This is a genomic window from Ruegeria sp. CF3, assembly GCF_056537365.1.
The window spans coordinates 1101452-1113701 of sequence record NZ_JBQFRK010000001.1; the positions used below are offsets into that span (position 1 = coordinate 1101452).

The following is a 12250-nucleotide window of genomic DNA, read 5'->3' on the forward strand; positions in this document are numbered from 1 at the left end:
AAAAGCACGCGACCGCTATGTCCCGCTCAACAAAAGCTCTTCTGACAAGACCTCTCGACAAAGGCTGGTATAGTCTTTTGCTACACCGTGTCTTTTGTAGTTTGCCTCAATACCAAGCGCGTTGAAGTCCGCGTGGGTTGTGCTGGCGTGGCACCATCCTGCAACCACTGCAAAACAGTGTCCGCAACTTGTTCTCCAAACTCAGAGACGCCGCAATGTACGGTAGACAAAGCTGGCCAACATTCTGATGCTTCCTTGATGTCGTCGAAACCGACAATCTGAAACTCCGTGCCAATCTTTACCTGAGTTTCATGGCAGGCATTAATCATCCCAAAAGCAACAAGATCATTGAAACAGACTGCGGCATCGCACGCAGGATGCTCTTTGAAGAGGTTGACCGTTGTTTCATGTCCAAATGATCGGCTGGATTCCCCTGTTTTTACAATAGGCTGCAAGTGGTTGTCTTTCATCGTACTGATATAGCCGGACAGTCTTTCCTGAGTGACTTCGGCACCATCCAGACCACCGACAAAGGCGATGTTCCGCGCGCCCGTTTCGATCAGATACTGCGTTGCCGCGCGTCCGCCCTCTGCGTAATCAGGGGCGATAAAGGGAAATCTGCCTGTTTCGCTTTCAACCTGTCGCAAGACTTGCATCAACGGAATGCCAGCTCGCTCTACCGCGGAGAGGGTGTTTGTGACATCGCCATAAGCAGGCGATAGGATCAAAGCAGAAACACCGTGCTCAAGCATCGCGCCCACCACTTGATCCTGAAGTTCGGGGTCTTCGTTTGTGTTCGCCAATACGACCGCATAGCCTCGGGACGCCAGCGCCATCTGCAACGAAGTCGCAAACTCGGTGAAAAACGGGTTGGTCAGGTCGTTTATCACCAAACCTATTAGCGCCGTTCCCGTGGATCGCAGATTTGCCGCCGATCGGTTATAGACATACCCGATCTCTTTCATCGCGGTATGGACGAGCTTGCGTGTCTCCGGCTTCACCTGCGGACTGCCCTGCAACACAAGGCTTACCGTCGACTTGGAAACGCCTGCCGAGTTGGCGACATCTATGATCGTGGGTCTTCGCATTCAGGCTATTGTTCAACTCCATGCAAGCTGAGAAGCGTGGTCATCCGTGCTTTAGCCAGTTCAGGGTCTGAGAGTAAACCGGCCTGATCCGCCAATCTGAATACTTGCGCGTAGTGGCAGATGTCACGGCTGGATTGGAACCCACTCGGCATGATGAAATGGGACTGGGCTCCGTTCAGCCATGCCAGATAGGCAATCCCGGCTTTGTAGAACCGCGTCGGAGCCTTAAAAATCTCTCGACTGAGGGGAATAGTCGGTGCGAACAGCGCGTTGTAGCGATCCATGTCGCCCATAGCCAACGCCTCAAGCGCCTGGCTGGCGGCGGGGGCGATAGCAGCGAAAATGCCGAGCAGAGCGTGGGAAAAATGCGCTCCATCCCCGGCAATAAGATCGGCATAGTTGAAATCGTCACCAGTGTAGAGGCGCACGCCGTCCGGCAACCGCGCGCGGAAGTATTCTTCATGTGGCTGATCCAGCAAGGATATTTTTATCCCATCAACCTTGGCGGGATATTCGTTGATCAGGGACAGTACAAAGTCGCTGGCCGCGTCGATATCCGTGCTACCCCAATAGCCCGTCAATGCAGGATCGAACATATCGCCCAGCCAGTGCAGGATTACAGGCTCCGCAGCCCCATCGATCAGCGCGCGGTATACATCATGGTAGGTGTCCGGACCTGCCTTGATCGATGGGAAGGCGCGTGACGCCATGAGGATCAATTGCCCTCCGGCGGCTTCGATCGCCTCGGCCTGATGCTCGTAGGCTGACAGGATTTCACCTGCTGTGTTCAACGCGCTTAGAGGCAGGTGATCAGTCCCTGCCCCACAAGCCACCCGAGGCGACAACGGATGCGCCTGCGCAGCCTTCATTGTGCGCTGGATCAGCTCCAGCGCGGTCTCCCAATCGACGCCCATACCCCGTTGTGCGGTATCCATGGCTTCGGCCAGACCCAGCCCCTGATCCCAGAGTCCCTGACGAAATCGCAGGGTCGCTTCCCAATCAACTGCGGGACGCCCATCCCAGGGATTACGTTCCGCCAGCGGGTCTGAAACCACATGAGCCGCCGCAAAGGCCGTGCGCGTCAGAGGCACCTGCGGCTTGCGTGGCACTAACGGCGTTCCGGTCAGCGCATAGGGTTCCAGCTGCCCCTCAGGATTTGGCAAAATCAATTTCATTGTCTCAAACCTCCAAATCCAGAACCAGAATGCCGTCGATGCCACCCAAGGCGTTCTCGACCAGTTGCGCGCCCAGCGCCTTGTGCGTTTCGTTGTTCTGATAGGCCTCCAGCACGCCCCAATCGTTGAAGTCGATCACGAACCCATGCATGTATCCGCGTTCGATCTGCTCGGGGCTCTCACTGCGGCCCCCGGTAAACCCGCTGGCCCCGGGAAGGGCCTTGGACACGTCCTCGAGACCTTTGTAGATGGCTCCGATTGTCTCCTCGGTCACGTCGGCGCGGAATTTGGTCAGTACGATATGGCGGATCATTTTTAGAAACCCTGATCTTGTTTGATCATGTCGGAAGCTTTTTCCCCGATCATGATTGTAGGTGCATTGGTGTTCGATGAATTCACTGTTGGCATAATCGACGCATCCGCGACGCGAAGCCCTTCGATCCCATTGAACCGCAGGCGCGGGTCCAGAACGGCTTCGGCATCGCTGCCCATCCGACAGGTACCAGCGCAGTGGTGCGATGTTTTGGAGTGTACACAGATATAATCGAAATACTCCTGCTCGGTCCGCACGTCCGGGCCCGGCAAACGTTCTGCCAAGATGTACGGCTTCAACGCATCCTGAGCGAGGATGTTCTGCACCAGCTTCAGGCCCCGAATGGACATCTCGCGATCGTAGGGATCCGCCAGATAGTTGGGATCAATCAGCGGCATCATCGCAGGGTCCGAGCTTTGCAATCGGACGGATCCGCGTGACCTGGGTCGCAGAAAACAGGCGTTCAGTGTAACCCCACCGTTGGGCATCGCCTCGACCCCTGCCTCAATGCCGGTACCAAGCCCTAGATGCATCTGAAGGTCCGGCGAACGCGCATCCGGGTCTGCGTACCAGAACCCACCCGTTTCGAACAGGCTGGACGCGACCGGTCCCTTGCGGGTGAAAAGGTATTGCAGGCCTGCAAAAGCTGAAAGGTGCAACTTAGCAAAACGGTCGTAGGTGTGCGGGCCGGTCACTTCGCAGATGGAATACAAATCAAGATGGTCCTGCAAATTTGCGCCCACCTGCGGCTGATGAAAAACTGCGTCGATGCCAAGGCAGTCCAAATGATCCGCCGGGCCAATTCCCGACAGTTGCAACAAGCGCGGCGAACCGATGGCACCTGAGGACAGAATGACCTCTTTCGCGGCGGAGATCTTGTCCCCGTTCATCATCTCGACACCAGTCGCCCTGCCCTTGTCCACCGTAATGCGGCGGGCCTGTGCGCCAGTGCGCACTGTCAGGTTCAGGCGGCTGCGGTTCGGCGTGATAAACGCCATCGCAGCAGAGGATCGTCGCGCATTGCGCTGGGTCAGCTGATAGTACCCCGCTCCATCTTGTTTGGCCCCATTCACATCGCGTGTTTCAGGAATCCCCACTTCCCCAGCGGCCTTGATGTAGGCATCGCAGATTGGCAAAGGGGCTGCGGGCATGGACACGCCCAGCGGTCCGCCCTTGCCGTGAAATTCGTCGTCGTAGGTGTCGTTGTCTTCGGACTTTTTGAAATAGGGCAGCACGTCGGCATAACTCCACCCCTCGCACCCCATCTGTCTCCAGTCATCGTAGTCCTGAGCTGCACCCCGCGTGTAGATTTGCGCGTTAATTGCAGACCCTCCGCCGATCACCTTGGCCTGGGTGTAGTTGAAGACCTTGTTCTGCATGTGCTTTTGCGGAACCGTGGACCAGCCCCAGCTGCCGATACCCTTGGTCATCTTCGCGAACCCGGCTGGCAGGTGAAAGAACGGGTGACGGTCGGTGGAGCCAGCCTCTAGCAATAGCACACGCGTCGACGGTTCCTCGGAAAGACGCGCAGCGATCACCGAGCCTGCCGAGCCGCCACCAATGATAATGAAATCATATCCTTCAGACATTCTCGTGTGCCCTGACTTACAGACGTGAAATCGACAAGCCGCCATCCACCGGGATGGCGGCGCCGTTCGCAAAGTGCATGTGCCCCTGAACCAGTGGGACGACAACGGACCCAATATCCTCGGGCTCACCCCAGCGTGCCGCGGGAACAAGACCGCCCTCGATACGGTCGGTATACTTGTCGCGCACGCCCGCCGTCATCTCGGTCGCGATGATGCCCGGTCGCAGCTCAAAGACACCGATGCCTTCGGGGGCCAAGCGTACTGCGAACAACTGAGCCATCATAGCTGCGGCCGCCTTGGACACGCAGTACTCGGCGCGTTCGATCGATACCATTGTCGCGCTGACAGAGGTGACAAAGGTGATCGAACGATAGGTATCTTGCGGCTGCTCCAACATGCGCCGGGCCACCTCTTGCGCCAGAAAAAACGCGCCACGCAGGTTGATGTTCTGCACGAAATCCCAATTCTCGGGCTTCAGGTCCAGCATGTCACCACGCACTGGCGCCCCTACGCCTGCGTTGTTTATAAACGCGGTGATCGGGCCCAAATCGGCTTCGATTTGATCCAGTAGCGCCGGAATGTGATCAATGTCGGACACGTCGTGCTGCACATAAATTGCGCTTGGGCCAAGCTCTGCCAAAGTCGCCTCAACGACCGGTTTGTAGGGCGCCGAGCGAGAGGCTATTGCGACCTTGTACCCTGCGGCGATCAAGGCGCGCGCCACCCCGAGTCCAATGCCCTGTTGTCCTCCGGTCACCAATGCTGTTCCGGTCATGCGGCAAACTCCGTTTCAATAATGTGACGACCTGCCCGGAGTGCGAGTGCGGCTATAGTAAGAGCCGGATTCACTGCCGCAGATGTCGGAAGAACTGACGCGTCGGCGATGAACAGGTTCTTGTGGTCGTGGCTGCGGCAGAACGTGTCGACGACACTGCTTGCCGGGTCATTACCCATCCGCGCCGTGCCGCATTGATGCGACGGAGTGCGCCGATCAAATGGTCGCGACAATACAACAGGAAACCCGGCCTGCTTCAGATGCGCCTTTAGCCGTGCAACCAGGGCCTCGTGCGCAGCCCAATTCGAGCGTTTCCAATCCAGCTTGATCTGGTCACCTTCGACCGTCACCCGGCTTTCTGGGTTCGGCAGATCCTCGGACATAACATAGAAATCAAAACTGCGATTTGCGATCAGTGCTGCGATTGGACCCGGTAGATGGGTTTGCGACGCAAGGATCGGCCCAGTGATCTTTCCCAACATCTGAATGTTGCCCAAAGGCAAGCCACCCTGTCCGTCGCTGTTGTAATAGTCGTTGAACATCAATGTCTTTTGATAGACCGCCCTGTTTCGGCGCAGCGGATGAAGGGCCAACACCGCCGAACAATTGTGGTTCATGAAGTTCCGTCCGACCTGATCGGACCGATTGGCAAGACCGGTTGGACAATTGTCGTCCGCGGACTGCAGCAATAGTACCGAGGACTGTACCGCACCTGCTGCAAGCACGATGACCGGCGCACGCAGGGTACCGTGGCCATCAACTTCGACACTTGTGACACGACCAACGGCATCAGCCTTCAATTTTCGGACACGCGCGTCAGTTAACAGCTCGACATTCCCATGCTTCAATGCCTCGGCGAGGGCACAGGTTTCGGCGTCCATTTTGCCGCCGCATGTATTGGGAAACGCATCCCAAGTTGTTTGCCCAGCCCGCAACCAGGTTTCGATATCCACACCCAAAGGCACTGAGGATGGCGTCAGGCCTGCGTGGCTTAGCCGGTTCCTCAGGTCTGCAATATCAACCTCATCCGGCACAGGTGGGTGCGGGTAACCCCTACTGTGCGGCGGTTCGGTGGGGTCCTCTTTGGTGGTCCCACGTGCGTCGTAAAGCTGTTCCGCGGTGGTGTAATCCGCCTCCAGCTCTTCATAGGGCATGGGCCAGCCGTGCGAGTAGCCACCAATATGCTGACGCGGCTCAAAATCCTCTTTCCGATAGCGTATCAAAGCTGCGCCGTAGAACTTAGAATTTCCACCAACGCAGTAGTAGTTTCCGGGGTTAAAAGGTTTGCCTGCTCCATCTAGCCATGTTTCATCGGGGCGAAAGTGCCCATTGGCAAAGATCGCTTTTGGGTCTCGATCTTGCGGTGAGGGCTGCAACCGCTTTCCTCGTTCAAGGATCAGAATGCGACGACCGGACGGAGCCAACGCCGCAGCCAGCGTTGCCCCCCCGATACCCGTCCCAATGATTATGACGTCAGCTCGATTCATGGAAGAATCCGCATCTCGCTTTCGGGATCAAAAGCCACGGCCTTTTCCATGTTCACTGCAAAGTTGAAATCCTGACCCGGTGCCACTTCGGCATCCGAACGCATACGCGCGATCACATCTCGTCCGCCCAATTGCATCGAGACGAAGGTGTCCGATCCAGCGGGCTCCGTCACCACGATACGGTTGGCCATCTGCGCGATGTTCGACGACTTTCGATCCGCGCCATCCATATCGGTGATAGTCTCTGGGCGGATTCCCAACAAGATCTCGCGCCCATCCCATGCGGCCAAGTTGTCCTGGCTGAACGGAAGTTGCGCCATAGATCCGTCATGAACGGCGACCTCTGCATGAGGGTGGCCATTCAAAACCGTAACCTTGGCCGGTACCACGTTCATCGCAGGCGAACCCATGAATGTTGCAACGAAGATATTCGCAGGCGTGTCATAGATTTCCTGCGGCGTACCCAGCTGTTGGACATAACCGCCGTTCATCACGGCGATCCGGCTTGAAAGCGTCATCGCCTCGATCTGGTCATGCGTCACATAGACGATGGTGGTCCCGAGGTTTTGATGCAGCTTCTTGATCTCGGTTCGCATGTCGACGCGAAGCTTGGCATCGAGGTTCGAGAGCGGTTCATCGAACAGAAAGACATCAGGGTTACGTACTAACGCGCGACCCATTGCAACCCGCTGGCGCTGACCGCCCGACAACTGACCGGGCTTACGATCCAGCAACTGCTCGATTTGTAAGAGCTTGGCAACTTCTTGCATCGCTTTGTCGCGTTCAGGCTTGGGCACACCATGCATCTCAAGACCGAAAGTGATGTTCTGCCCGACCGTCATATTAGGATACAAAGCATAGCTTTGGAAAACCATGGCAATGTTGCGGTTGGACGGGTGCACCCCGTTCATCACCTGATCCTTGATGCGGATTTCGCCGCTGGTGATCTCTTCCAGCCCCGCGATCATGTTCAGCAGAGTGGATTTGCCACAGCCCGAGGGGCCGACCAGAACCAGGAACTCTCCTTCCTGCACCGAGATGTCGACTTTGTGCAGAACCTCGACCGCCCCGTAGGATTTGGTCGCGTTGTCTATGTCTAGAAAACCCATGAGGTCTTATCCTTTCACCGAACCCGCCATCAGGCCGCGGACGAAGTATCGACCGGCCACGATGTAGACGAGCAGAGTTGGCATGGCCGCCAGAATGGCGCCTGCAAAATGAACGTTGTATTCCTTCACACCGGTTGATGACTGCACCAGATTGTTCAGTGCCACCGTCATCGGTTGGCTGTTGGCATCGGCAAAGGACGCGCCGAACAGAAAGTCATTCCAGATGTTAGTGAACTGCCAGATGATCGAAACCACGGCGATCGGCCCGGAACTGGGCAGAAGAATGCGCCAGAAAATCTGGAAGAACCCGGCGCCATCAATCTGCGCCGCGCGGATCAGCTCGGTCGGGAACACAGCGTAGTAGTTGCGGAAGTACAGCGTGGTAAAGCCAATCCCGTAGACAACGTGGACAAGTGCAAGACCCCAGGTGGTGCCTGCCAGCCCGATTATGCCCAACATCCGTGCCATCGGGATAAGAACAATCTGGAACGGGATGAAGCAGGCGAACAGCATCAGACCGAATAAGATGGTGTCGTACTTGAAGCGCCATTTGGTCAGCACATAGCCGTTCAACGCCCCAAGAATGGTCGAGACGATCACCGCCGGAACCACCATCTTGATCGAGTTCCAGAAGTAGGGCTTCAGCCCTGTCGGATCGACGCCGATCTGCGCCGAAGACCATGCCTTGAGCCACGGCTCAATCGTGAATACCTGCGGCAGGTTCATCATGCCGCCGCCGGTGATCTCTTCCAATGGCTTCACCGAGTTCACCAGCATGACATAAAGCGGCAGCAGGTAGAACAGACCGAACAGAAGCAGCACCAGATATATCAACGTGCGCGTAACGCGGCCCGTTCGGATTGCGGTATCCTGAGTAGCTTGAGACATCAGCGTTTCTCCCGCAATTCGGCGTAAAGATACGGGATCATGATCGCGGCAATGGTCATCAGCATGATCGTGGCCGAGGCCGCACCGATCCCCATCTGGTTTCGCGTGAACGTGTAAGAATACATGAAGGTCGCGGGTAGTTCTGTGGCGCGACCGGGGCCACCCCCGGTCAGGGCGATGACAAGGTCAAAGGTCTTGATCGCCAGATGGCTGAGGATCACGAAGGCCGACAAGAAGGCTGGTCGTAGTTGCGGGATAATGATCCGGCGATAGAGGTTCCAGTTCGACGCGCCGTCCATCTGCGCAGCCCGCAGAATTTCATTGTCGATCCCACGCAGGCCAGCCAGAAACATTGCCATCACGAAGCCGCTCGTCTGCCAGACGGCTGCTAGAACAACTGTGTAGATGGCGTAATCACGGTTTTTTATCCAGTCGAACTCGAAGCTGGTCCAGCCCCATGTGTGCATAACGTTTTCCAACCCGATGCCAGGGTCAAGGAACCACTTCCAGGCTGTACCGGTGACAATGAAGCTCAGAGCCATCGGATAGAGGTAGATGGGACGCAGCAGCCCTTCCCCCCGGATTTTCTGATCAAGGAAGATCGCCAGACCCAGGCCGATACAGGTGCAGATCACGATGTATAGGCTCGCGAAAATCCCCATATTGATCAACGAGGTTTCCCAATGGCTCAGCCGCCACAGTTTGTCGTAGTTTTCCCATCCGACCCATCCAAAGGACGGCAGGATGCGACTGTCGGTGAATGACAGGTAGACCGAAAACAGAATGAACCCGTAGACAAAGACCAGCATCATCGCCAGCGACGGTGACAGGACCAGCTTGGGTATCCAGTTCTGAAGGCGTGTCTTAAAATCCGCGTCGGCTGAAGCAGCCATGGCGCGCCCTCCTCGTTCGAGTCGTGTTAGATCGGAGCTTTTGCGCCCGTTTGGCGACAGGGCGGCCAGACCGCCGCCCCATCAGGAGGATCACTTGTGGATCACTTGGCGATCGAAACGGCGTCAACCAGTTCGGTCACGGCATCTTCGCTGCCGTACTCGCCGTTAAAGTGGGCGGTCACCACGTCATAGACGGCGTTCTTGACTGACGCGGGCGCGGCATGTCCGTGTGCCATCGAGCCGAACAGGTTGCCTGACGAAGCCGCGGCGGCCAAATCTTTCATGCCCTGCTGACCACACGCATCCAGATCGCTGCCATCCACGTCAGTACGAGCCGGGACAGAGCCCTTCACCTTGTTAAAGGCAATCTGGAAGGATGGCGACAGGATCGCGCTGGCCAGCGCGGCTTGCTCGGCCGATACCGAACCGCCCTGATCAAACATCATGAACTGGTCAGCGTTGAAGGTGACCTGATCCTGAGTACCCGGGAAGCGGAAGCACAAAAAGTCTTCGCCCGGCACTTTGCCCGCGTTCAGGAATTCGCCTTTGGCCCAATCACCCATCATCTGGAAGCCCGCTTCGCCGTTGATGACCATCGCTGTCGCCAGGTTCCAGTCTCGACCCGAGAAGTTCTCATCCACGTTGTCGCGGATAAAGGCCATACGGTCGAATGCTTCTTTCATCGCGTCGCCACCCAGCGTTTCCTCGTCCAAGTCGATGAAGGCCGCTTTGTAGCCGTCAGGCCCCAGCGTCGACATCGCGATAGCATCGAACACGGTCGCGTCCTGCCATGCCTGACCACCATGCGCGATCGGAGTGACACCAGCAGCTTTCAACGCCTCAACTGCGGCGACGAATTCGTCCCAGTTGGTGGGCTGTGCAATGCCGTTGGCGTCCAGCACCGCCTTGTTCGCCCAGACCCAGTTGGTCGAATGCACGTTCACAGGGGCCGAGACCCATTTGCCGTCATGCTTGGCGAAGGCTTTCAGCGCATCTGGGACGACGTCATCCCAACCTTCCTGGGCTGCCACTTCGTTCAGATCGGCCAGCGCGCCCTGATCGGCCCAGTCCAGAATGTCAAAGCCCAGAGCCTGAACGGCTGTTGGAGCGTTTCCTGCGGTGACGCGTGCGCGCAGAACGGTCATCGCCTGCTCACCACCGCCACCTGCAACAGGCATGTCGGTCCAGCCGATGCCCTGTCCGGACAGGTCGTCCTTGAGAACGTTCAATGCTGCAGCCTCACCGCCAGAAGTCCACCAGTGCAGAACTTCCACGTCTTCAGCGTGCGCAAGGCTGGTCGTGCACAGTAGACCTGCCACAAACAGCGATTTTGTCTTCAAAAATTTACGCATTCTTGTTTCCTCCCTTAATGCGTTATTCTCACTCGGGACCAATCTGGTGCCCGGTCTTAGTCGTGCGGAACCCATTGCGCCCGGCTGTTGCCGACGCGCATGACCACTGATTTCACTTCGAAGAATTCCTCGAACCCATATCGTCCGATTTCCCGCCCCTGCCCGGATTGTTTGACCCCACCGAAAGCGACCTCGGGGAACCCGTCCATCCAGGTATTGGTCCAGACCGTTCCCGCTTCTGCTCGGCGGGCAAACTCTAGGCAGGTGTGAACGTTTTCGCTCCAGACCCCTGCCGACAGACCGTAAGCGCTATCATTGGTGAGCGCGATGGCTTCGTCTAGTGTTTTGAAAGTCAAAACAGACAGAACAGGCCCGAATACTTCATCGCGGGCAATGGGCATGTCGGGCGAGACGTCGGAAATCACCGTCGGCTGATAGAACTGAGCGCCGAGGCCTTCAACTTCCAGCGGCTCACCACCCAGATCAATAGTCGCACCGGAAGCTTGCGCCTGTTTAACATACGCGTCGATTTTTGAGTTGTGCGCGGACGTTACGATAGCCCCAACCTGCGTCGTCGGGTCCAGAGGATCGCCGAATTTGACTTTGCGCGAAAGGGCGATGACACGTTCGCGGAATTCATCGGCAATGTCCTCATACACGATGATGCGACTGCTTGAATTGCAGCACTGACCAACATTGAAATAAACGCCGAACACAACGGCATCCGCCGCCGCATCCAGATCGGCATCGGGAAAAATGACCTGCGGATTTTTGCCCCCTAGCTCAAGCGCGACTTTCTTGAGTGTATCCGATGCTACTGCGCTGATCGTCTTGCCCACAGCCGTTGAGCCCGTAAAGCTGATCATGTCCACGCTGTCATGGCTCGACATCACACTGCCAACGGGAACTCCGTAGCCCAGAACGATATTGCATACACCGGCGGGCAATCCAGCTTCGACCAGCAACTCGCCCAGCATCAAGGTTGTCGACGGTGTCATCTCAGACGGCTTCACAACAACGGTGCAACCAGCCGCCAACGCGAAGGGCAACTTCTGACTGAGAATCCAGAAGGGGAAGTTCCACGGCGTAATGATGGACACGACACCGATGGGTTCCTTCAGCACGACGCCCATCATGTCAGCGCCAAGCGTGTTGTGGCTGTCGCCATGGGTACTGCGCGCCAATGATGCCGCGTAGCGCCACAGATCCGCAGCACCGCCAACCTCGCCCTTGGATTGGCTGATCGGCTTCCCGCTTTCCAGCGTTTCGATCAGGGCGATCCGGTCGACATTCTGTTCAATCAGGTCCGCGACTTTCAGCAGGACCGCCGCGCGTTCCTTGCCCGATGCGCGATTCCAGACACCGCTGTCGAACGCCTTGCGCGCCGCCTGGATCGCAGCCTCGGTCTCAGCCTCTCCCCCCATGGCCGACCGGCTAACGATGTGGCCGTGCGACGGTGAGCAGCGCTCGAACGTCTCGCCCGAGGTGCTGTCCTGCCACGTGCCATCAATAAGGTGCCGACCTTCAAACAGAGGCGGCAGCTCGAACGGGATAGCTGGGTTGATGGTGATGTCTTTCATA

General features: G+C 57.2%; 11 protein-coding genes. All 11 read right to left on the reverse strand.

From position 1 onward, the window contains the following. Nucleotides 1-80: 80 nt before the first annotated feature. Complete coding sequence (locus ACR0KC_RS05560; RefSeq protein WP_480705329.1) at nucleotides 81-1088, reverse strand: LacI family DNA-binding transcriptional regulator; 1008 nt, start codon at nucleotides 1086-1088, stop codon at nucleotides 81-83. Between the two features lie 5 nt (nucleotides 1089-1093). Then, complete coding sequence (locus ACR0KC_RS05565) at nucleotides 1094-2263, reverse strand: dihydrodipicolinate synthase family protein (protein ID WP_480705330.1); 1170 nt, start codon at nucleotides 2261-2263, stop codon at nucleotides 1094-1096. 4 nt (nucleotides 2264-2267) lie between these two features. Continuing rightward, a complete protein-coding gene (locus ACR0KC_RS05570) occupies nucleotides 2268-2576 on the reverse strand; it encodes a Dabb family protein (RefSeq protein ID WP_480705332.1) in 309 nt (102 codons plus the stop codon). 2 nt (nucleotides 2577-2578) lie between these two features. After that, a complete protein-coding gene (locus ACR0KC_RS05575) occupies nucleotides 2579-4165 on the reverse strand; it encodes a GMC family oxidoreductase (RefSeq protein ID WP_480771580.1) in 1587 nt (528 codons plus the stop codon). Between the two features lie 16 nt (nucleotides 4166-4181). Then, entirely contained in the window at nucleotides 4182-4940 is a 759-nt protein-coding gene (locus tag ACR0KC_RS05580; protein ID WP_480705335.1) for a 3-ketoacyl-ACP reductase, read from the reverse strand. Then, nucleotides 4937-6427 carry a GMC oxidoreductase gene (locus tag ACR0KC_RS05585; protein WP_480705337.1) on the reverse strand — a complete coding sequence of 497 codons (1491 nt, stop codon included), beginning with the start codon at nucleotides 6425-6427 and terminating at the stop codon, nucleotides 4937-4939. Before ACR0KC_RS05585 ends, ACR0KC_RS05580 begins: the two co-directional genes overlap by 4 nt. Then, on the reverse strand, nucleotides 6424-7536 hold the full coding sequence (locus tag ACR0KC_RS05590; protein WP_170626379.1) for a sn-glycerol-3-phosphate ABC transporter ATP-binding protein UgpC: 1113 nt from the start codon (nucleotides 7534-7536) through the stop codon (nucleotides 6424-6426). Before ACR0KC_RS05590 ends, ACR0KC_RS05585 begins: the two co-directional genes overlap by 4 nt. 6 nt (nucleotides 7537-7542) lie before the next feature. After that, nucleotides 7543-8424 carry a carbohydrate ABC transporter permease gene (locus ACR0KC_RS05595; RefSeq protein WP_068340098.1) on the reverse strand — a complete coding sequence of 294 codons (882 nt, stop codon included), beginning with the start codon at nucleotides 8422-8424 and terminating at the stop codon, nucleotides 7543-7545. Next, a complete protein-coding gene (locus tag ACR0KC_RS05600; protein ID WP_170376146.1) occupies nucleotides 8424-9317 on the reverse strand; it encodes a carbohydrate ABC transporter permease in 894 nt (297 codons plus the stop codon). The genes ACR0KC_RS05595 and ACR0KC_RS05600 overlap by 1 nt, the downstream gene beginning before the upstream one ends. 101 nt (nucleotides 9318-9418) lie before the next feature. Further along, nucleotides 9419-10669, reverse strand: a complete 1251-nt coding sequence (locus tag ACR0KC_RS05605; RefSeq protein WP_480705339.1) for an ABC transporter substrate-binding protein — start codon at nucleotides 10667-10669, stop codon at nucleotides 9419-9421. A 56-nt stretch (nucleotides 10670-10725) separates the two neighbouring features. Further along, nucleotides 10726-12249 (reverse strand): aldehyde dehydrogenase family protein, encoded by a 1524-nt coding sequence (locus ACR0KC_RS05610; RefSeq protein WP_480705341.1) that lies wholly within the window; start codon nucleotides 12247-12249, stop codon nucleotides 10726-10728. Nucleotide 12250: the final 1 nt, after the last annotated feature.